We start from the raw sequence: 18,138 nt of genomic DNA, 5'->3' as shown, positions 1-18,138 counted from the left end.
TTTAATTCTGAAAAATGGGGAAGAATCTTAGTCTGAGGCGCTTTCGACCGCGGATTCGACGACGCCCCGGGCGCGCTCGACGAGCGCGTCGACGTCGTCCGCTTCCGCGTAGATGCGGACGTACGGCTCCGTCCCGCTCGGCCGCACGAGCACCCACGACCCGTCAGGCCGGTCGACGCGCACGCCGTAATCAGTGTCGACATCACCGTCCGCGAACGCCTCCGGGAGCGCGTCAGCGAGCGTTCCCATCGCCGCGTCCTTCGCCTCGTCCGGACACGAGACGCTGACCTTCCGGTACGGACGCTCCGTGACCGGGGCGCGGAGCGCGTCCAGGCCGCCCTCGGTGGCGACCAGCGCCGACAGCACGCCAGCGCTCGTCACACCGTCGATCCACCCGCCGAACGCCGTGTGCACGTGCTTCCACGGTTCCGCCGCGAACGCCACCTCGGTATCCCCGTCGCCCGCCTCGCGCTCCCGGGCGATACCTTCGTGGAGCGCGCCCAACCGAACGCGCTCGGTCCGACCGCCCGCCGCGTCGACGCGCTCGTCGATGCGTCCCGACGCGTTCGGCGTCGTCACCACCACCGGGTCAGCGGCGTCGCTCTCCCGGACGTAGTGCTCGGCGAGCATCGCGAGGACCGTGTCCTCGTGGACGACGTCGCCGTCGGGCGTCAGCACGACGATGCGGTCCGCGTCACCGTCGTGCGCGAGCCCCACGTCCACGTCCGACTCCGCGAGGAACGCCGAGAACTCGGTGAGCGTCTCCGCGGTCGGCTTCGACGGCCGTGCCGGGAAGTGCCCGTCGACGTTCGCGTTCGTCGCCCGGACGTCCGCGCCGAGCGCGCCGAGCACCTGCGGGGTCGCGACGCTCGCCATCCCCGTTCCGCAGTCCACCGCGACCGTCACCCCCTCCAGGGGCTCGGTCGCCCCGTCGGCGACGGACTCCCGAACGAACGCCACCACCGCCTCCCGGTACGCTTCGAGGACGCTCCCCTCGCGTCCCGACCCGAACGCGTCCCACGCCGCCAACGCCGGCCCCGACTCGACGCGCTCCTCGACGCGCTCCTCGGCCGCCCGGTCGTACTCCTCGCCGTCGACGAACAGCTTGATACCGTTGTCCTCGGGCGGATTGTGGCTCGCCGTCACCATCACGCCCCGACGCCCCCGGGAGGCGTACGCGAGCGCCGGCGTCGGCACCTGCCCGACGCGCTCGACGTCCGCACCCGCGCTCTCCAGCCCCGCTTCGAGAGCCGCCGCGAGCGCCGCGCCGGTCTCCCGGCCGTCGCGACCGACGACGAACTCGGCGCCATCGACCCCCGCTGCCTGCCCAACTCGCAACGCCAACTCAGGCGTGACCCGCGTCGCGACCGGGCCACGGATACCAGCCGTCCCGAACAGTGTCATACCACCCGCTTCCCTCGGCCAGCACTTAGATGATGGCATACGCACGTCGGACGACTCCCATGGGTTTATACAGACGTACACGCAAGTCAACACCAATGCAACCGGCCGTGGGTACGGGTTCGGGGGGCGTATGTACGGAGTAGCGGACTCCCTCCCGGTCGCGGAGGTTCGACCGGGGACGAACCTCCTCGTCATGGGCCCACCGATGACGGGCAAGTACGACCTCCTCTGCGAGGTGCTCGCCGACGGCCACGAACAGGGAGACGCGGGGCTGGTCGTCACCACACAGCACAGCGCTGACCGGCTCCGCGGCGACATCGGCGAACGCCTCCCCGACGACGCCGACCCACAGCTCGGGATCGTCGACTGCGTCTCCCAGGAACGCGGCGTGGGCCAGGAGGAGCATCCGCTGACCCGGTACGTCTCCTCCCCCGGGGACTTCACGGGTATCGGGATGGCGTCCTCGAAGCTCCTGGAGCAGTTCGCGAACCAGGGCTACCAGACGCGGGTGGCGCTGGACTCCATCAGTCAGCTCCTGATGTACGCGGACGTCAAGACCGTGTTCCGGTTCCTCCACATCCTCACGGGTCGTATCAGTGCCGCGGACGCGCTCGGGTTCGGGACGCTCGACGCGGACGCGCACGACGACCAGACCGTCAACACCATCCGCCAGCTGTTCGACGGACTCGTCGAGACGCGAACCGGCGAGCACGGACGTGAACGTCGCGTGCTCGGTCTCCCGGACTCCGTCAGGGAGTGGGAGTCGTTCTGACCGCGAGGAGCCGTCGACGCCACGGCGACCGCCGCCGGCGCGCTCGCGTTCACCGAACCGATTCGTTTTAGACGATGGCTCGGCGATTCCGAGGCATGCCTGTGGTCGTCACCGCGCCCGACCGCATCGCCGTCGAACGCCCCCGTGGTTCGACGCGGCGGTGCTGTCGCGGCCGGTCGCACGCGACCGGTGCGAGCCGGCGGTCCACGAGCGTGCGCGACGGCGACCACGCGTCGCGTGATGCGACGTGATCCGACGAATCCTCCGGCGCGTCCGCGCGGACGCGACCGCCGTCCACGACGCCGACCCGGCCGCGAAGTCGAGACTCGAGGTCCTCCTGTGCTATCCGGGACTGCACGCGGTCTGGGCGCACGCCGTCGCGAACGCCGTCTGGAACGCCGGCTTCCGGCTGTCGGCGCGCGTACTCTCGCAGCTCGTCCGGTTCCTCACCGGCGTCGAGATACATCCCGCGGCGACGGTCGGCCGCCAGGTCGTCGTCGACCACGGGATGGGCGTCGTCGTCGGCGAGACTGCCGAGGTCGGCGACCGCGTCCACATGTACCACGGCGTCACGCTCGGCGGGAACTCGCCCGAACCGGTCAAACGACACCCGACCGTCGAGGACGACGTCACCATCGGCGCGAACGCCACCATCCTCGGCGACCTCACCGTCGGCGAGGGCGCTCGCGTCGGCGCCGGTGCGGTCGTCGCCGACGACGTCCCACCCGGCGCGACTGTCGTCGGCGTCCCAGCCGAACGCGTCGACGACGCGAACCCCACCGACAGCGGCGGCGAGGACGACCGAGCGACCGCGAACGACGACTAGGGAGGCGTCGCGAACGGCAGGGTCGACCGACGCACTCGGGGACTGCGACGACCTGAGCAAGAGGGAGTCCCCGGTCCTCAGTCGTCGAGCAGGTGGCGCGCGATGATCTTCTTCTGAATCTCGCTCGTGCCCTCGTAGATGGTGAGGATTTTCGCGTCACGGTAGAGGCGTTCGACGGGGAAGTCCGTCGTGTACCCGTAGCCGCCGTGGATCTGCACGGCCTCGTTCGCGACCTCGATCGCGTTCTCGCTCGAGAAGAGCTTGGCTTGCGACGCCGCCATCGCCGTCTCCTGCGGATTCCCGCTCGCCTTCTTCCGCGCCGCGTCGTACGTCAGGAGCCGGCCGGCCTGCACCTTCGTCTGCATGTCCGCGAGCTTGTGGCGGATGGTCTGGATGTCGCTGATAGGTTGGTCGAACTGCTCGCGCTCCTGACTGTACTCGAGGGCGGCGTCGAGCGCGGACTGCGCGAGCCCGACCGACTGCGCGCCGATGGCGATGCGGCCGCCCGTGAGGATGGTGAAGGCCGCGGACAGCCCGCGGCCCTCCTCGGTGAGCTGGTACTCGGCGGGGATGCGCGCCCCGTCGAACTCCAGGCTCGTCGTGTCGCTCGCACGCAACCCGAGCTTGTCCTCCTTCTTCCCCACCGAGACGCCCTCGGTGTCCTTCGGAACGAGGAACTGGGTGACGCTCCCGGGGTCGTCGCGGTCGGTCTTCGCGAACAGGATGACGACGTCGCTCCGCCGGCCGTTCGTGATCCACTGCTTCGTGCCGTCGATGACGAACTCGTCGCCCTCGCGGCGCGCGACCGTCGACATCTCCGCCGGATTCGACCCCGCCTGCGGTTCGCTGAGCGCGAACGCGCCGACCGGCCGGCCGGTCGCCATCTCCGGCAGCCACTCCTCGCGGACGTCCTCGCTCCCGAACTCCGCGATGCACGACGTCGCGAGCCCGTGCACGCTGAGCGCGGTCGCGACCGACAGCATCCCGTACGCCAGTTCCTCGTTGACGAGCGCGTACGTCACCGGGTCGGCGTCGTACCCGCCGTAGGTCTCGGGGACGGTCAGTCCGGTGAGGTCGAGCTCCGCGAGGTCGTCCCAGACCTCCTCGGGGAACGACTGCTCGGCGTCGCACTCCGCGGCGACCGGCCGGAGCTCCTCGACGGCGAACTCGCGGACGACGTCACGCACCGCCTCCTGCTCGCTCGTGAAATCCATACGCCCGCTACGTGCGGTCCCCGAAAAAATTGCCCGATTCCGCGGAGCGTCACGCCGCGTCCCGGAACCACTCGACGACGCCCGTCGGGTCGACGGACAGCCCGCCACCCTGCGCGAACTTCGGACTCCCACCGCCACCGCCGCCGAACTCGTCGGTGACGCGACCGACGACCTCGCCAGCGTCGACGCTCGCGGCCGCCCCGGCGGCCGCGACGACGAACGTGCTCCCGGCCTGCCCGACGAGCACGACGACCGCCGCGCGCTCGCCCGCCGCCTCGCGAACCACCGGCTCGACGTCGTTCGCGTCCACGCCCTCGACGGTGCCGACGAGCCAGCGCTCGCCGTCGCGCTCCACGACCGGGAACTCCGACAGTCGCGCTTCGAGCGCGCGACGCTGCGCGTCCGCGGCCTCCTCGCGGAGCGCGGCCACCTCGTCCGTGAGCCGCGACACCGCCTCCGGTACCGCCGCCGGTGCGACGTCGAGCTCCCGACCCGCCGCGAGCAACGCCGTCTTCTCGCTCCCGCGGCGCTCGATGCCCCGCGGCCCGACCGCGAACTCGACGCGAGTCATCCCCTCTCCGGGGTTCGACCGGCCGAGGACCGTGATCGGCCCGATCTCGCGCGTGTTCCGGACGTGCGTCCCACCACACGCCGCGACGTCGAACGGCCTCCCGGACGGCTCGCCCGCCGCCACCTCCGCCCCACCGACGGTGACGACCCGCACCTCGGCGTCCTCGCCGAACACGCCCTCCTCGGTCTTCTCGTTGAACACGATCCCCTCGCGCTCGCGTGCCGCGTCCACCGACAGCGTCTCCCAGGTCACGTCCCGCGACTCCCAGACCGCCTGGTTCGCGCGCCGCTCCAACGTCACCAGGACGTCGTCGTCGACGGCCGTCGACGTCACGAAGTCCACGCGCACGCGGTCCGCGTCGCTCTCCGCGACCGCCTCCGCGCTCGACCGGTCCGCGGCCGCGCGGATGTCGAACCCGCCGTACCCGAGGTCGTCCATGCACGTCCGCGCCGCCCCGTACAGGACGTGACTCGCCGTGTGCGCTCGCATACAGTACATCCGCCGGCGCCGATCGACGCGACAGAGCACGGACCGACCGGCGCCGAACGTCGGCGGTTCGTCGAGCGTATGCACGACGACGTCACCGTCCACCTGCACGTCCACGACGGCGCGACCGCCCATCCGTCCCCGGTCGCCGGGCTGGCCGCCGCTCTCCGCGTAGAAGTACGTCTCCTCGAGCACCACGTCCCGTCCGTCGACGCGTTCGACTGTCGCCTCGAAACTCGTCGTGTACGGCTCCACAGCGGCACGCTGTACGGTCATCACCGAGACAAGACACGTGGCGGCAGCAAAAGCACTTCGCCGTCACGAACGCTCCCCACGCCCAACCGCATCGCCGACCCGCCGCGAGCAACGCCGTCGAGACGCCGGAGCGCACCGCGGAGACCACCGTCCAGGCGCCGGGGTCATCGTCGAGGTACCGGACACCACCGCCGTGACTCGTTCCGCGACGCTACTGCTCGGAGATCTCGACGTCGAGGTAGTCCTCTATCGCGGCGATGAGACCACCGCCGATGCCCGCCTGCGTCGCACGACCCTGCTCGATCGCGATGATGTCCGCCTCCGTCGCGCCGAGCTCCTCCGCGAACTCCTCGCGCTGCAGGCCGCGCTCCTGGCGCGCCTCCGTCACCGTCTTCCCGTAATCGTTGTGGAGGTACGGCAACTGGTCGTCGTCGTAGTTCGTGCCCTCCTCCTCCCAGTGCCCGGAGTCCGAATCCCAGACGTCGTTCGCCTTCGCGGCGTTCTGGACCGCGCGACGCTTCCGGTCGCGCTCGCCGCCGCTCCCGCTCTCGCTCCCGGTGTCGTTCGATGACCGCTTCGTCTCGGTGTCGTCGTGGGGGGCGCAGGACGCGCACACGTTCAGTCGCGCGCCAGCGACGTTCGCCATGCTGAGGTTCTCGCTCGCCGCGCCGCAGAGCTCGCACGTGTCGCCGTCGCCGCCACCCGACGAACCACCCGTCGAGTACTTCGCCATACCTCTCCCTTTCGCACCACACCATTTCAACCCCGCGCTTCGACCGACCGCGACCGACCCGTGTCTACGCGCCGAACGGGGTCGTGTGGACGTCCAGGCGGCGAGCCCGCCGGCGGCGTGCGAATCCCAGTCACTCCCGGCGGAAAAGAAAGGGCTTTTATTCGTCCCCCGGAAACGAAGGAGTGCAGCAAGATACCGCGAGCGTGGGTAGCCAAGCTAGGCCAACGGCGCAGCGTTGAGGGCGCTGTCCTGTAGAGGTCCGCCGGTTCAAATCCGGTCCCACGCATCGCACCTCGCAGCCGGACAGGCTGCACTCGCTGCGATGCGGGTGCTCTCCCTCGTGGACAGCACCCACGCACATTCCTTTCCGACGCAACGATCGACCAGTGACGTGTCGATGTTGCGTCGATTCTTCGTGTCTGCGTCGACCTGCGGATGCTGCGTCGCTCTCGACGGTCAGCGACGAGTTGGTCGAAGGTGTTGGGCGGCGAGCGCGGTCGTCCCGACGCGCTTGGACGCACCGTCCGTCCTCGTCGTCGACCGTGTCGTGGTGACGGTGTCCTCTCGTCGCGTCGACAGCTTCGAATCGGTACTGTTGGTTCCGTCGGCGGTCGTCGACGTCGGCGCTCCGTGGGACCGGTAGCGCGTCGGTCGTCCCCTCACTCCGTGACGTCTCGCTGGAGTGCGGTGCCGGCGACGAACGAGACGCTGGCGCCGACGACGCCAACGGCGAGGGTCTGGGCCTCGGAAGCGAACACGCTCGGCGCGAGGGCGAACGCGAGCACGTTCAGGACCACGTACGCGGGGTCCACGACGGTCGGGAGCCAGCGCACGAGCGGGTTCGGGAGGACCGTCACGAGCACGCCGGAGACGACGCTCGCGACCGCGAGGATGCGGACGATGCGTCCGTACCGCGCGCGGTCGCCGCGTCCTTCGAACAGCCGCTTGGCCATCACGGCGAAGCCGACGACGAGCGTCGCGTTGACCGCCTGCACCACGAGGAACCCGACCGCGTCGAGGGGTCTCCCCGCGCTCACCGCTACTGGCGCGTACTGGAGGGACTGGAGGACCGTCGCGCCGCCGAGGAGGGCGCCGGCGGCGAGCAGGACGGCGACCGCGCGCGACGTCAGGGACGACACTCGGTCGTCGACCGACGCGGTGGTCGTCGTCGTCGGACCGTCGCCGTCTCGGTTCGCGCAGTCCTCGCAGTACGCGGACCCTCCGCGGACTGGCCTGCCACAGTCGACGCACTCGTTCATGCCGACGGGTCGGGCGGGCGTCGGGAAAAGTCCCCCGTCAGCGCGACGACGATCGCCGCGCTCGAGACGCGCCGCCAGCAGGAGCTCCGGGACGAGTACTGCGAACCGGCGTCGTCGTACACGTCGCTCCCCGGACTTCGACGCGGAGTCGCCCGAGCGCGTCGGGAGCGTCGTCCGGCCCGACATCTCGGTGCACGACCGCGACTCGTCGCGGCGACGCGAGACGACAAGCGGTAAGCCGACCGAGTGCCCAGGAGCGGGTATGGAACGGCGCGTCCGTCGGAATCTCCGCGAGGTCACGGCCGTCCTCTCGGTCGTCTCGCTCGCACTCGTGTTCGCCGCGGCCCGGCAGGCCATCCCCGGGTCCGTCCTCCCAGGTGCCCCAGCGTGGGTTCTGGACCTCGTCCCGCACGTGAACGCGGGCATCAGTCTCGTCGCAATCGTCTGCATCGTCCTCGGCGTCCGCGAGGCGCGCGCGAAGCGCTTCGATGCGCACCGCAGGTACATGCTCGCCGCGTTCGGCCTGTTCGTCGCGTTCCTCGCCCTCTACCTCTGGAAGGTCGCGCTCAAGGGCCCGCAATCGTTCCCGGGGACGGGCGTCGTCGAACTCGCGTACCTCGGCGTGCTCGCGGTCCACATGCTGCTCGCCATCGTCTGCATCCCGCTCCTGTACTACGTCCTCCTGCTCGCGTGGACGCACTCCGTCGCCGAGATTCCGGAGACGAACCACCGGCGCGTCGCGAAGGTCGCGGCGCCGCTCTGGCTCGTCTCGTTCGTCCTCGGGAACGTCGTCTACGTCCTCCTCTACCTCGCCCCCACGGGATTCTACGGGTGAACGGGAGCGGTCGACTCGCTCCCGCCGTGCGCGCCAGCGGTCACTCCCGCTGTGCGCGCCACTCGTCTGCGGTCGTCGCGTAGACATTGGAGTCGACGAACTCGCCGTCGACGAACGCGCCCTCGGGGATGGTGCCGACGTGCTCCAGGCCGATCGACGAGAGGAGTGCGTTCGACGCCTCGTTCGTCTCGTAGGCCTCCGCGCGGACCGAATGCATGCGCTTCTCGTCGAACAGGTAGTCGATGAACGTCGCGGTCGCGTCCGACCCGTACCCCTCCCCGTGCGCGTCCGCGGCGATCCACGCGGAGAGGATGACGTGGCCCGCTCGCTCCGCCACCCACACCGTGTTCACGACGCAGACCGGTTCGCCGTCCGCGACGACGAGGAGCGTGATGCCGTCGCCGCCGTCGACCTCCTCCTCGATCCACGCCTCGTGATGCTGCCGGCTTCGCGGGTCCGCGACGCCGAGTGACTGCCGGACCGCCGGGTCGTTGACGGCGTCGGTGAGGAACTCGGCGTCCTCGGTCGTCATCGTACACAGCTCGACCGTCTCTCCTTCGAGAAAGGTTGCACCGGGCATACCATCGAGGACTCGACACTGCATGTTAAACCACCGGCAGGGTGTGCTAACGCCTCACGATGAACGAAGTCAGGCTTCGTCCGAAGTCGGTCGACGTCGCACTATCACCGGAGGATCAGGACGGGAACGTCCTGGTCCTCGACGATGTACTCGCCGACCGGTCCGAAGACCTCGTCACCGACGTCACGCTGGGTTTCACCCATGACGAGCAGGTCGCAGTCACGCGCGGCCTGATTCAGCTCGAAGGGAACGTCCCCTCCGGTTCGGACTTCGCGACCGATCTGCACGGCTGGAACGCCGTGTTCCGTGAGAATCGAAGCCTTCTCGTTGAGGACGCGCTCCCCTTCGGCCTCCCCGTCCGGGTCGTCCGGATCCGCGACGTGGACGAGGTCGAGCGAAATCAGTCCCTCGCGATTGACTATGTTGAGCAGGTTCGACATCCGCTCCTCGGCGTTCTCCGTGTGTCGGGCAGCGATGAGTACCTTCCCGAGGGTGTTCGCGCCACCGGGGAGGAGAATCGCGTCGACGTCGTCGTCCTTGGATATCCGGTGGCGGGCTTCGATAGGGTCCGGCTCGAAGATCAGGTCGAACTCCGTCCGGACGCCTCGCTCCTCGAACCGCTCGGCGTGGGCTTCGAGCTCTGCAGTGAACTCCTCCTCGTACGCGGCCCGTGCCTCCTCGACGGACTCGTCGTCGGCGAGATGGTAACAGCCGACGAGTTCCACGTTCGGGTACGCGAGATTGTTCAGGAATCCCGCCATCGGGAACGCCGGGTCCGGGAACTCGACAAACACGAGAACGGTTGGGTGATCCATAGGTTTCCTTCGAGACGCATGGCACTAATAGTTCCTCCGAAGCGGACGCGGAATCGACGATTCGGCTGTCCAGCGAGCACCGAACCACGGGGTCGTTCGCGGTGACGGTCGGGAACGCGGCGTCAGTCGTCCGCAAGCGCGCTCGTCCCCTCGATATCGGGGCGTGACACGTCGCGATCGGTCGTCTCGCCCTCGATGTCGTAGGGGTACTCGCCCGTGACGCAGCCCAGACAGAGGTCGGCGCGACTCGCGTCCAGCGCGTCGCAGACCGCGTCGATGGAGAGGTACGAGAGCGAATCCGCCTCGATGGCCTCCCGGATGTCCTCGGTGGTCTTGTCGGCGGCGATGAGCTCGTCTCGGGTCGCCATGTCGATACCCATGTAGCACGGCGCGACGATCGGCGGTGCACCAATCCGCATGTGAACCTCCTCCGCGCCGCAGTCCTTCAGCAGTTCGACGAGTTGCGTCGACGTCGTCCCGCGGACGATGGAGTCGTCGATGATGGTGACGGTCTTCCCCTCCACCGTCGACTTGATCGGGTTGAGCTTCAGGCGGACCGCGCGCTCGCGCTCGTCCTGCGTCGGCATGATGAACGTCCGACCGACGTACCGGTTCTTCATCAGGCCCTCCGCGAACTCGGTGTCCGCGCCGTCCTCGCCGGCCGCTTCCGCGTACCCGCTCGCGAACGCACGCCCGGAGTCCGGCACCGGCATCACGACGTCCGTCTCGATACCGGACTCGTTCCAGAGGTTCCGACCGAGCTGCCGGCGGACCTCGTAGACGAGGGAGTCGTCGATGACGGAGTCGGGGCGCGCGAAGTACACGTGCTCGAAGAAGCAGTGCGCGCTGTTGTCCTGATCGACGAGCTGGTAGGAATCGAAGTCGCTCCCGTCCTCGTGGAGCACGACGAGCTCGCCCGGTTTCACGTCCCGGACGAGCGTTCCGTCGAGCGTGTCGATGGCCGCCGACTCGGAGGCGAGGATGTAGCCGTCGTCGAGCTTACCGATGCACAGCGGTCGGTTGCCTTCCGGGTCACGGACGCCGAGGACGGTGTCGTCGTGCATGATGGTGAGCGAGTACGACCCGTGGATGCGGCCCATCGTGCGCTTGACCGCGCGAACGAGGTCCTCCTCCAGGAGGTTCCGCGCCAGGTCGTGCGCGATGACCTCGGTGTCGCCGTCGCTCGTGAACGCGTGCCCGAGCCCCGCGAGCTCGTCGCGGATCTCGCCGGCGTTCACGAGGTTCCCGTTGTGGCTGAGCGCGAGCGACCCGCTCTTGAACGAGACCGTGAACGGCTGCGCGCAGGACTTGTCGACGCTCCCCGCGGTCGGATAGCGGACGTGCCCGATGCCGGCGGCACCGGTGAGCGACTCGACGTCGTCCTGCGTGAACGCGTCCCCGACGAGCCCCATCTCGACGTGGTCGTGCTGCTGGAACCCGTCGTGCGTGACGATGCCGGCCGACTCCTGGCCGCGATGCTGGAGGGCGTACAGCGAGTAGTAGAGCGGTCGTGCAGCCGCCCGGTCGTCGAGAGCGACGCCCACGACGCCGCACTTCTCGGTCGGCTCGTCGGAATCGGGGGTGGCTCCCCGCCCGTCTGTCATGAGAGACTGTCGGGCGTCACCCACCAAAAAAGGACGTGATTGTGGTCTAAACGCCGCCCCACCGCGAAGAAGTATGCACGAACGTGCCTAATCTCTGGTTGGCGTCAGGAGTCCGACGGGAGGGGCCGCATCACCGTCACGAGGAACTCGCGCCCGTCGTACTCGATCGGCGCCGCCGTGATGTCCGACCGGATGACGTCGTCAGTGCGCGTATAGCACACCGACTCGACGCGCCCCCGACCGTCCGCGTCGACGAGCTCCCGCGCCCTCGCGAGGTACTCCTCGTAATCCTCCGGATGCACCTCGCTGATTGGCCTGCCGACGAGTTCGTCGTACGGATAGTCGAGCAACTCGCAGGCCCGCGGGTTCGCATCCACGATGACCGCGTCCGCCACGTCGAGGATGAAGATGCCGTCGAACGCCTGCTCGAACACGGCCTCGAACTGCTTGCGGCGCTTCGCGAGCGCACGCTCGGCCCGAGCCCGCTCCACGACCCTCGACACGGAGTTCGCCAACCGGTCGTACTGCTCGACCTTCCCCTTCTGGAGGTAGTCGTCGACGCCCGCCTCGATTGCTCGACTCGCTATCCGTTCGGACCCACGCCCCGTGAACAGCACGAACCCGACGGCCTCGTGCTCGCGCTCCATCGCGTCGAGCAGTTCCAGGCCGTCCATCCGCGGCATCTGGTAATCGCTCACCACGCACCCGACCGTCTCGTCCACCCGGTCGAGCGCCGCTTCGGGGCTCGTCTCCGCGACCGCGTCCAGACCACGGTCCTCGAGCATCAACATCGTCGTCTCCGCGACGTCCGGTTCGTCGTCCACGACGAGGACGGTGCCGCGGTCGCCGTCCGGAACGCGCTCCTCTCCGAGCGCCATACCACCACCTACGACGGACGGAGTGTTAGAACTACTGCCGGGACGCGCGGCTCGTCGCGCGAACGGTCGAGAGACCGGAGACCCGGTCGAGAACGAGGTCGACTACTCGCCGGCCTTCGACTGCCACTCGTAGTCCCGACGCTTCGCGGACTTCCCGAACCCACACGACGAGCACTCCTTCTTCTTCGTGTGGTAGGACTTCTCGCCGCAGCGGCGGCACTTCGTGTGCGTCTTCGTGTTCTTCTTGCCTTGAGAGGGGGTTCCTGCGCCAGTCATGGAGTTATCGAGACGACGTTGTCGCCACGGATAATCGTTGTGTTGTCGTCCGACTCGATGACCAGGTTCATGTGCTGGTCGTACCCCGTCAGCGTGCCCTCGTACGTCTCGCCGTCCTTCAATCGCACCGTGACCGTCTTCCCGACGGACGCGTCGAGCACGTCGAGGGGCCGTCCACTGTCGTCGTCCATACACCATCCGGGTCGTAGCGGTTCCTTAAACGTACCGGGTCGCAGCCGCCATTGCCCCCCGCGTTCGTCGATTCGACCGGTCGAACCCGGTCAGACGTCGACCGCGAAGCTCTCGCGGTCCTCGACGGTCGCCGCGAACGCCGCGAGCAGGTCCGCGACGCCCTCCACGTCCGTCGTGTCGACGACCTCGACGGGCGTGTGCATGTAGCGGTTCGGGACGCTCACGTTCAGCGACGGCACGCCGCCACTGGAGACGTAGAACTCGTCCGTGTCCGTGCCGGTGTAGCTGCCGGCGGCCTGCAGCTGGACGTCGATGTCCGCGTCCGCCGCGGCCTTCCGCGCGAGCTGGGAGATCACGGGATGGTTCGCGCTCCCGCGGCCCACGACCGGGCCGTCGCCGAGCGCGACGTCGCCCGTCTTCTCCTTCGGGGACTTCGGGTAGTCGCCGGCGTGCGTGACGTCCACGACGAGCGCCGCGTCCACGTCCAGGCGGTCGGTCACCATCATCGCGCCCTTCTTCCCGAGCTCCTCCTGCACCGTGCTGACGGCGTACACGGTCGCGTCCACGTCCGCCTCGGCCGCACGCCGCAACCCCTCGACCGCGGTGTACGTCCCGACGCGGTTGTCGAGGCCCCGCGCCGCGACCCTGTCGCCGACGAGCTCCTCGACCGTCGACGAGAACGTGATGGGGTCGCCGACCTCGACGAGCTCCGCGGCCGCCTCCCGGTCCTCGGCGCCGACGTCCACGACCTGCTCGGATATCTCGTCGTACTCGTCCTTCGCGGAGTCGCGGAGGTGGATCGCGACCTGTCCGACCACGCCCGGGACCGTCCCGTCGCTCCCGTGGATCGTGACGTGCTGGCCCTTCGAGACCGTCCGGTCCGTCCCGCCGATGCGGCCGAGGTGCACGAACCCGTCGTCGTCGATGCGGCGGACGATGAACCCGATCTCGTCGCCGTGTCCGGCGAACGCGACCGTCGGCCCGTCCGCGTCCTCGTTGTACGCCGCGACGGCGTTCCCGTACGCGTCCGTCCGCACGTCGTCGGCGTACTGCTTCGCGTACTCCACCCACACGCGCTGACCGCGCGTCTCGTACCCCGACGGACTCGGCGTCTCGAGGAGCTCTTCGAGGAAGTCCCAGCGTTCGCTATCCATGCCAGACCGGTTCGCGGGCGGAGACTTAAGGCCCGGGAATCCGCGCTCGCGCTTGCCGCCACCGGGCGGTCCGCGCGACGTCGCGCTCGCCTCACGGGCGACGCCACCACGCGTCCGCGGCGCCGGCTCCGCGGCGCCGACCTCTCAACTCGGTGGTGCTCGTCGACCCCCGGCAGCGCCCTCGTCGGAACCGATAAGTGACGACTCCGCGAACAGTACGGTATGGGAGACATCACGATCTTCGAGTTGCACTTCGACGGCGGCCTCCAGCTCGGCCCGAGCTTCGGCGACGACCCGACCCCCGACGTCGAGGCGACCGACGGCGGCACCCCGACCCGCGCGGACGACGACGCCGACGGCGCGTCCGCGACGCCCGCGGTCGACGTCGACCCCGACGGCGACGGCGCGGGGAGCGAGCGCAAGACGCCGGTCAAGGGCGCCATCCTCGGCGTCGTCGCGCTCGTCGTGCTCGCGGCCGCCGCACGCGTCCTCCTCGGCGGTGACGACGACGTGGACGACGTCGAGATGGTCGAACTCGACGACGTCGACGAAGCGGGCGAGTGAGACCGGCGCGATCGCCGAGTACAGACTGAAAGCGTTTACGTGTCCGCCACCTACGACGTCGACATGAACCTGTTCCGGAGCGTCCAGGCGGTCGCGTCAGCGTCCGGCGACGGCGCGGTCGACTGGACCGCGGTCGCGGAGGCAGCGAAAGCGGCCACCGAACCGGGCGACGTCTCGCTCACCGACGCGCAGCGACGCGGGTACGCGACCGACGTCCGCGACGCCCGCGACCGCGTCCGTCGGGTCGCGAGCATCGACTTCGACGTCCCCGACACCATCGAGATACAGCACCGCCATCACTGGGTGGACGCGAACGTCGACACGTTCCGCCGCGTCCTCGAACCGCTCGAATCCGAGGCGATGACCGCGTTCCCCGGCGTCGCCCGCACCGTGAACACGGGCACGATGTCGGTCATGCTATCGTTCCTCGCGAAGAACGTCCTCGGCCAGTACGACCCGCTCCTGCTCGCCGGCGACGACGACCCCGAGCACGCGCTGTACTTCGTGCACCCGAACATCGAACGCGTCGCCGCCGAACTCGACGTCGACGCCCCGCGATTCCGCCGTTGGATCGCGTTCCACGAGGTGACCCACGCCGCGGAGTTCGGCGCCGCACCGTGGCTCTCCGGGTACCTCGAGGACCGCGTCGAGTCCGGCCTCGAGGACGTCTCCGCTGGCGGCATCTCCTCGCAGGAGTTCCAGGAGATGAACGCCGCGATGACCGTCGTCGAGGGGTACGCCGAGCTCCTGATGGATCACGCGTTCGACGACGAGTACGCGGACCTCCGTCGGAAGGTCGACGAGCGCCGCGGCGGCCGCGGACCGCTCGCGCAGCTCGCGCGGCGCCTCCTCGGGCTCGGCCTGAAGCAAAAGCAGTACGAGCGCGGGAAGGCGTTCTTCGAGCACGTCACGGACGCACGGGGACTGGAGGCGGCCGGCCGCGTCTGGGAGGACCCCGAGCACCTCCCGACCGACGACGAGATCGACGACCCGGACGCCTGGCTCGCGCGACTGGGACTCTGAACGGACCGGTCGCGGTCGGTCGAACCGTTAGCTACCGTCGCGGTCAGTCGAAGCGCTCGCGTTTCTCGTAGCTGCTGTCGCGCTCGCGGTCCTGGCGGGACGTGCCGTCGCGGTACGCCCACACCATGTAGTACCAGAGCGCGAGTCCGAGCGCCGCCCCGCCGAGCGCGCCCGCGGCGACGAACGGCAGGCCGGCGTCGGCGTACAGCGCGACGAGCGTGCCCGAGCCGGCGACGAGCAGGACGACGCCCGCACGGAGGCGGTTCATGCCGGCGGCGCGGTCGGACTCCGAGAGCGATGGCCCCACCATCAGACTGCGGTCGGGGCGCTCACGTGCAGTTCCAGGAACAGCCACTCGCCGTCGTGCTCGACGAGCGTCCCGCTCCAGCGCGTCTCGAACTCGTGACGGGTCGACGCGTCGTCGTCGTCCGCCGGCGTCCGCGTCCACGCGAGCGAGACGTCGTCGTGGAACGACGCCCAGTCCTCGCGCCGGACGACCGACGGCGCGTCGCTGTCGACCGTCCAGTCCGTCGTCGTCCGCGTCTGCTCGCGCAGGGCCTCCGCGACCGCGTCGTACCCGTCGTAGCTCGTCGACACCGCCACCTTGTGCGTGGCCGGCGACTCGCGGAAGTACGGGTAGAGCGGTTCGCCGCGACGCAACGCCTCGTAGTAGTCCAGGATAGCGTCCTCGGCGCTCATGCCCGAATCCAGGGGTGGTACCGGTATCAAACCCTCGCTTCCGGGAGAGCGAGATTCTCGATGACGGTCGCCCGACCGTGCTCGCTCGCCCGGGGCGGACGCGGCCACCGTGCGACGGGAGCGGTCAGCGTTCCTCGGCGCGGCCGACGGGGGTCTCGGGCACCTCGATCCCGTGACGGGCGAACGCGGCCAGCGAGCGTTCGGTCACGTCCGAGGCGAACGCGAACTCGTCGCGGAGGTCGGCGACGTACGCCTTGCCGCGGATCAGTCGGTAGTGCGATCGGTCTTCGACCCTGACCACGGCGGGGTGGTCGTCGTCGACGGAGACGAACTTCGACGTCACCATGGCTTCCTCGACGATCGTCGTCGCCTGGTCGACGTCGGTGGCGGCGGTGATCCCGACTTCGACGACGACCTGCATCTCCGGGCGTCCGTCGTTGGCGTTCGAGACGTTCGCGGTGAACAGCGTCGCGTTCGGCACCCTGACGGCGCTGTCGTTCGGCGTCGTCAGCGTCGTCGCCCGGAGACCGATGTCGGTCACCTCGCCGTAGTCGCCGTCGATCTCGACCTTGTCACCAACCTGGTACGGTCGCTCGGTGACGAGCACGAGCCCGCCGAGCACGCCGGCGAACAGGTCCTTCAGGCCGAACCCGAGGGCTGCCCCGAGCAGTCCGGACACGGCGAGCAACTGGCTGCTCGACAGTTGCAGGAGCGGCCCCAGGACGAGGTACACGGCGGTCCCGTAGAGCAGGAATCGGGCGACTGGAATCAGCATCTTGATGCTGATCCGGCGGCGCGGGCTCCGCTCCGCGACCGCGGTCAGCCCGTACCCGACGACCCGGCTCGCCAGGTACGCGGCGACGAGGATTCCGACGCTCCACGCGAGCGTCTCGGCGTCGACGCCGAGGTCGGCCAGGGCCTGGAGGGCGATCATAGCACTCGGCTCCGTTCGCTCGCGTCCGCAGCGGTCGGTAACGCCGCCGGCACCAGTTCCACCGTTCCGTCCTCGACCGAGACGAGTCCCGCTCGCGCGAGCCGGCCGAGCACGCGGTCGATGCCGTCGACGACCCTGGAGAGCCGCGTTCGAGTGATCCGCTCCTTCGAGAGGACGAGCCGCAGGCAGAACGCCTCCTCTCGGTCCAGGGTCCGGTCGAGCGCGGGCACGGCGACGTCGCTCGGCCGTACCTCCGTGCCCTGCTGGGTCTCCCAGAGCGCGGTGGCGACGCCGACGTTCCCGTCCGAGACCGCGGCGAGCCGACCGAACGTCACGTCCCTCGGATCCAGGTCGCCACCCGACAGCCGTTCCTTCGTCGAGAGCACGTTCAGTCTCGGAACCGGTACCGACACCGACCACCCTCGCCAGCCGATCTCGCGTCGGCTCGTACCGACGAACCCGTCGTCGTTCGGGTCCTCAACGACGAACTCGGGCATCTCGTCGTACCGACCGAGGACGAGTTCCGCGATCCGGTCCACGGGAAGCGGCCGTATCTCGACGGTGACGGCGAACTCCCGGTCCAGGCCTCGAACCGCCGTGAGGTACGCCCACGCGTACCGGTTCCAGCCGGTCACCACGGTCGCGTCGACGCTCGCCAGCTCGTCGAGGAACGTCGAGAGCGCCGCGAACCCGCCGACGCGTCGCTCGTACAGGTGCTGGCAGCCCTCGACCACGACCGGGCCGTCACCGAACGCCTCCCGGATTCGGTCGACGCCGTCGCCGGGTGCGAGCGTTATCCTGGTCGCGTCGAGCGCTCGTTCCGCCCGGTCCAGAACGGTCTCGCGTCCGGCGAACGGATCGCCGACGACGGCGACCGGTCCGCTCGCCTCGCCGGAGACCGCCGCGGCGAACGCCTCGTGGTCGTCGTCGAGCAGCGTGGCGGCATCGACGCCGACGGCTCCGCGCGTCGGGCCACTCGTGTCGTGCTCCATGCTGTCCCGACTCGGGCAGGTGAACAATAGAACGAGGGGTATCCGCATTCGACCACGGGGCCCGACTCCGGA

22 protein-coding genes and 1 tRNA gene are annotated in these 18,138 nt (G+C 69.4%); 7 read left to right on the top strand and 16 right to left on the bottom strand.

Annotated features, from left to right (window positions below; translation table 11 throughout):
* Nucleotides 1–27: 27 nt before the first annotated feature.
* On the bottom strand, nucleotides 28–1,404 hold the full coding sequence (locus tag SM754_RS12635; RefSeq protein WP_323676593.1) for a phosphohexomutase domain-containing protein: 1,377 nt from the start codon (nucleotides 1,402–1,404) through the stop codon (nucleotides 28–30).
* Nucleotides 1,405–1,534: 130 nt separating this feature from the next.
* On the opposite strand from SM754_RS12635, the gene SM754_RS12630 reads away from it, so the two are divergent.
* The 3 genes from SM754_RS12630 to cysE all read left to right on the top strand — a co-directional run bounded on the left by SM754_RS12630 (nucleotide 1,535) and on the right by cysE (nucleotide 3,002).
* Nucleotides 1,535–2,176 carry an RAD55 family ATPase gene (locus SM754_RS12630; RefSeq protein ID WP_323676592.1) on the top strand — a complete coding sequence of 214 codons (642 nt, stop codon included), beginning with the start codon at nucleotides 1,535–1,537 and terminating at the stop codon, nucleotides 2,174–2,176.
* Nucleotides 2,177–2,271: 95 nt separating this feature from the next.
* Nucleotides 2,272–2,427, top strand: coding sequence for a hypothetical protein (locus tag SM754_RS12625; RefSeq protein ID WP_323676591.1), 156 nt, complete (start codon nucleotides 2,272–2,274; stop codon nucleotides 2,425–2,427).
* 8 nt (nucleotides 2,428–2,435) lie between these two features.
* Nucleotides 2,436–3,002, top strand: a complete 567-nt coding sequence (gene cysE / locus SM754_RS12620) for a serine O-acetyltransferase (RefSeq protein ID WP_501993790.1) — start codon at nucleotides 2,436–2,438, stop codon at nucleotides 3,000–3,002.
* Nucleotides 3,003–3,079: 77 nt separating this feature from the next.
* On the opposite strand, the gene SM754_RS12615 is transcribed toward cysE, so the two are convergent.
* The 3 genes from SM754_RS12615 to SM754_RS12605 all read right to left on the bottom strand — a co-directional run bounded on the left by SM754_RS12615 (nucleotide 3,080) and on the right by SM754_RS12605 (nucleotide 6,261).
* Nucleotides 3,080–4,216: an acyl-CoA dehydrogenase family protein gene (locus SM754_RS12615; RefSeq protein WP_323676590.1), complete on the bottom strand. Its 1,137-nt coding sequence runs from the start codon at nucleotides 4,214–4,216 to the stop codon at nucleotides 3,080–3,082.
* A 49-nt stretch (nucleotides 4,217–4,265) separates the two neighbouring features.
* A complete protein-coding gene (locus SM754_RS12610) occupies nucleotides 4,266–5,549 on the bottom strand; it encodes an alanine--tRNA ligase-related protein (RefSeq protein WP_323676589.1) in 1,284 nt (427 codons plus the stop codon).
* 190 nt (nucleotides 5,550–5,739) lie between these two features.
* Nucleotides 5,740–6,261 carry a helix-turn-helix domain-containing protein gene (locus tag SM754_RS12605; RefSeq protein WP_323676588.1) on the bottom strand — a complete coding sequence of 174 codons (522 nt, stop codon included), beginning with the start codon at nucleotides 6,259–6,261 and terminating at the stop codon, nucleotides 5,740–5,742.
* Nucleotides 6,262–6,462: 201 nt separating this feature from the next.
* Between SM754_RS12605 and SM754_RS12600 the strand changes: the two genes are divergently transcribed.
* A tRNA-Leu gene (locus tag SM754_RS12600) sits at nucleotides 6,463–6,547 on the top strand.
* Nucleotides 6,548–6,920: 373 nt separating this feature from the next.
* On the opposite strand, the gene SM754_RS12595 is transcribed toward SM754_RS12600, so the two are convergent.
* The gene (locus SM754_RS12595) at nucleotides 6,921–7,520 is read right to left on the bottom strand and encodes a hypothetical protein (protein ID WP_323676587.1); all 600 of its coding nucleotides are present in this window, start codon (nucleotides 7,518–7,520) and stop codon (nucleotides 6,921–6,923) included.
* Between the two features lie 262 nt (nucleotides 7,521–7,782).
* On the opposite strand from SM754_RS12595, the gene SM754_RS12590 reads away from it, so the two are divergent.
* On the top strand, nucleotides 7,783–8,355 hold the full coding sequence (locus SM754_RS12590; RefSeq protein ID WP_323676586.1) for a DUF420 domain-containing protein: 573 nt from the start codon (nucleotides 7,783–7,785) through the stop codon (nucleotides 8,353–8,355).
* Nucleotides 8,356–8,395: 40 nt separating this feature from the next.
* Here SM754_RS12590 and SM754_RS12585 read toward each other — a convergent pair whose 3' ends face one another.
* The 7 genes from SM754_RS12585 to SM754_RS12555 all read right to left on the bottom strand — a co-directional run bounded on the left by SM754_RS12585 (nucleotide 8,396) and on the right by SM754_RS12555 (nucleotide 13,854).
* The gene (locus tag SM754_RS12585; protein WP_323676585.1) at nucleotides 8,396–8,935 is read right to left on the bottom strand and encodes a GNAT family N-acetyltransferase; all 540 of its coding nucleotides are present in this window, start codon (nucleotides 8,933–8,935) and stop codon (nucleotides 8,396–8,398) included.
* A gap of 104 nt (nucleotides 8,936–9,039) precedes the next feature.
* Nucleotides 9,040–9,750 (bottom strand): universal stress protein, encoded by a 711-nt coding sequence (locus SM754_RS12580; protein ID WP_323676584.1) that lies wholly within the window; start codon nucleotides 9,748–9,750, stop codon nucleotides 9,040–9,042.
* Between the two features lie 122 nt (nucleotides 9,751–9,872).
* A complete protein-coding gene (gene purF, locus SM754_RS12575) occupies nucleotides 9,873–11,354 on the bottom strand; it encodes an amidophosphoribosyltransferase (RefSeq protein ID WP_323676583.1) in 1,482 nt (493 codons plus the stop codon).
* A gap of 104 nt (nucleotides 11,355–11,458) precedes the next feature.
* Nucleotides 11,459–12,232, bottom strand: a complete 774-nt coding sequence (locus SM754_RS12570; protein WP_323676582.1) for a response regulator — start codon at nucleotides 12,230–12,232, stop codon at nucleotides 11,459–11,461.
* Between the two features lie 102 nt (nucleotides 12,233–12,334).
* Nucleotides 12,335–12,508: a 50S ribosomal protein L37e gene (locus SM754_RS12565; protein WP_227131278.1), complete on the bottom strand. Its 174-nt coding sequence runs from the start codon at nucleotides 12,506–12,508 to the stop codon at nucleotides 12,335–12,337.
* Nucleotides 12,505–12,699 carry an LSM domain-containing protein gene (locus tag SM754_RS12560; RefSeq protein ID WP_323676581.1) on the bottom strand — a complete coding sequence of 65 codons (195 nt, stop codon included), beginning with the start codon at nucleotides 12,697–12,699 and terminating at the stop codon, nucleotides 12,505–12,507. Before SM754_RS12560 ends, SM754_RS12565 begins: the two co-directional genes overlap by 4 nt.
* A 90-nt stretch (nucleotides 12,700–12,789) precedes the next feature.
* Entirely contained in the window at nucleotides 12,790–13,854 is a 1,065-nt protein-coding gene (locus SM754_RS12555) for a M20/M25/M40 family metallo-hydrolase (RefSeq protein WP_323676580.1), read from the bottom strand.
* 222 nt (nucleotides 13,855–14,076) lie between these two features.
* Between SM754_RS12555 and SM754_RS12550 the strand changes: the two genes are divergently transcribed.
* Both SM754_RS12550 and SM754_RS12545 read left to right on the top strand, forming a co-directional pair.
* On the top strand, nucleotides 14,077–14,418 hold the full coding sequence (locus SM754_RS12550; RefSeq protein WP_323676579.1) for a hypothetical protein: 342 nt from the start codon (nucleotides 14,077–14,079) through the stop codon (nucleotides 14,416–14,418).
* A gap of 63 nt (nucleotides 14,419–14,481) precedes the next feature.
* The gene (locus SM754_RS12545) at nucleotides 14,482–15,441 is read left to right on the top strand and encodes a zinc-dependent metalloprotease (RefSeq protein WP_323676578.1); all 960 of its coding nucleotides are present in this window, start codon (nucleotides 14,482–14,484) and stop codon (nucleotides 15,439–15,441) included.
* A gap of 43 nt (nucleotides 15,442–15,484) precedes the next feature.
* Here SM754_RS12545 and SM754_RS12540 read toward each other — a convergent pair whose 3' ends face one another.
* The 4 genes from SM754_RS12540 to SM754_RS12525 all read right to left on the bottom strand — a co-directional run bounded on the left by SM754_RS12540 (nucleotide 15,485) and on the right by SM754_RS12525 (nucleotide 18,066).
* The gene (locus SM754_RS12540) at nucleotides 15,485–15,751 is read right to left on the bottom strand and encodes a DUF8527 family protein (protein WP_323676577.1); all 267 of its coding nucleotides are present in this window, start codon (nucleotides 15,749–15,751) and stop codon (nucleotides 15,485–15,487) included.
* Nucleotides 15,751–16,140, bottom strand: coding sequence for a nuclear transport factor 2 family protein (locus tag SM754_RS12535; protein WP_323676576.1), 390 nt, complete (start codon nucleotides 16,138–16,140; stop codon nucleotides 15,751–15,753). The genes SM754_RS12540 and SM754_RS12535 overlap by 1 nt, the downstream gene beginning before the upstream one ends.
* Before the next feature lie 124 nt (nucleotides 16,141–16,264).
* Nucleotides 16,265–17,074 carry a mechanosensitive ion channel family protein gene (locus tag SM754_RS12530; RefSeq protein WP_323676575.1) on the bottom strand — a complete coding sequence of 270 codons (810 nt, stop codon included), beginning with the start codon at nucleotides 17,072–17,074 and terminating at the stop codon, nucleotides 16,265–16,267.
* A complete protein-coding gene (locus SM754_RS12525; RefSeq protein WP_323676574.1) occupies nucleotides 17,071–18,066 on the bottom strand; it encodes a hypothetical protein in 996 nt (331 codons plus the stop codon). Before SM754_RS12525 ends, SM754_RS12530 begins: the two co-directional genes overlap by 4 nt.
* Nucleotides 18,067–18,138: the final 72 nt, after the last annotated feature.

The sequence above is a fragment of the Halorubellus amylolyticus genome (assembly GCF_034808145.1).
Taxonomy (GTDB): domain Archaea; phylum Halobacteriota; class Halobacteria; order Halobacteriales; family Natrialbaceae; genus Halorubellus.
This window is presented reverse-complemented; position numbering and strand designations above follow the sequence as displayed.

Excerpts from the sequence above, each read along its gene's own strand:
- SM754_RS12525 (WP_323676574.1), bottom strand. The coding sequence starts at position 18,066 with ATGGAGCACGACACGAGTGGCCCGACGCGCGGAGCCGTCGGCGTCGAT.
- SM754_RS12550 (WP_323676579.1), top strand. The coding sequence starts at position 14,077 with ATGGGAGACATCACGATCTTCGAGTTGCACTTCGACGGCGGCCTCCAG.
- SM754_RS12590 (WP_323676586.1), top strand. The coding sequence starts at position 7,783 with ATGGAACGGCGCGTCCGTCGGAATCTCCGCGAGGTCACGGCCGTCCTC.
- SM754_RS12615 (WP_323676590.1), bottom strand. The coding sequence starts at position 4,216 with ATGGATTTCACGAGCGAGCAGGAGGCGGTGCGTGACGTCGTCCGCGAG.
- SM754_RS12535 (WP_323676576.1), bottom strand. The coding sequence starts at position 16,140 with ATGAGCGCCGAGGACGCTATCCTGGACTACTACGAGGCGTTGCGTCGC.
- SM754_RS12630 (WP_323676592.1), top strand. The coding sequence starts at position 1,535 with ATGTACGGAGTAGCGGACTCCCTCCCGGTCGCGGAGGTTCGACCGGGG.
- SM754_RS12545 (WP_323676578.1), top strand. The coding sequence starts at position 14,482 with ATGAACCTGTTCCGGAGCGTCCAGGCGGTCGCGTCAGCGTCCGGCGAC.
- SM754_RS12565 (WP_227131278.1), bottom strand. The coding sequence starts at position 12,508 with ATGACTGGCGCAGGAACCCCCTCTCAAGGCAAGAAGAACACGAAGACG.
- SM754_RS12625 (WP_323676591.1), top strand. The coding sequence starts at position 2,272 with ATGCCTGTGGTCGTCACCGCGCCCGACCGCATCGCCGTCGAACGCCCC.
- SM754_RS12580 (WP_323676584.1), bottom strand. The coding sequence starts at position 9,750 with ATGGATCACCCAACCGTTCTCGTGTTTGTCGAGTTCCCGGACCCGGCG.
- SM754_RS12530 (WP_323676575.1), bottom strand. The coding sequence starts at position 17,074 with ATGATCGCCCTCCAGGCCCTGGCCGACCTCGGCGTCGACGCCGAGACG.
- SM754_RS12610 (WP_323676589.1), bottom strand. The coding sequence starts at position 5,549 with ATGACCGTACAGCGTGCCGCTGTGGAGCCGTACACGACGAGTTTCGAG.
- SM754_RS12540 (WP_323676577.1), bottom strand. The coding sequence starts at position 15,751 with ATGGTGGGGCCATCGCTCTCGGAGTCCGACCGCGCCGCCGGCATGAAC.
- SM754_RS12635 (WP_323676593.1), bottom strand. The coding sequence starts at position 1,404 with ATGACACTGTTCGGGACGGCTGGTATCCGTGGCCCGGTCGCGACGCGG.
- SM754_RS12605 (WP_323676588.1), bottom strand. The coding sequence starts at position 6,261 with ATGGCGAAGTACTCGACGGGTGGTTCGTCGGGTGGCGGCGACGGCGAC.
- SM754_RS12555 (WP_323676580.1), bottom strand. The coding sequence starts at position 13,854 with ATGGATAGCGAACGCTGGGACTTCCTCGAAGAGCTCCTCGAGACGCCG.
- SM754_RS12570 (WP_323676582.1), bottom strand. The coding sequence starts at position 12,232 with ATGGCGCTCGGAGAGGAGCGCGTTCCGGACGGCGACCGCGGCACCGTC.
- purF (WP_323676583.1), bottom strand. The coding sequence starts at position 11,354 with ATGACAGACGGGCGGGGAGCCACCCCCGATTCCGACGAGCCGACCGAG.
- SM754_RS12560 (WP_323676581.1), bottom strand. The coding sequence starts at position 12,699 with ATGGACGACGACAGTGGACGGCCCCTCGACGTGCTCGACGCGTCCGTC.
- SM754_RS12585 (WP_323676585.1), bottom strand. The coding sequence starts at position 8,935 with ATGCCCGGTGCAACCTTTCTCGAAGGAGAGACGGTCGAGCTGTGTACG.
- SM754_RS12595 (WP_323676587.1), bottom strand. The coding sequence starts at position 7,520 with ATGAACGAGTGCGTCGACTGTGGCAGGCCAGTCCGCGGAGGGTCCGCG.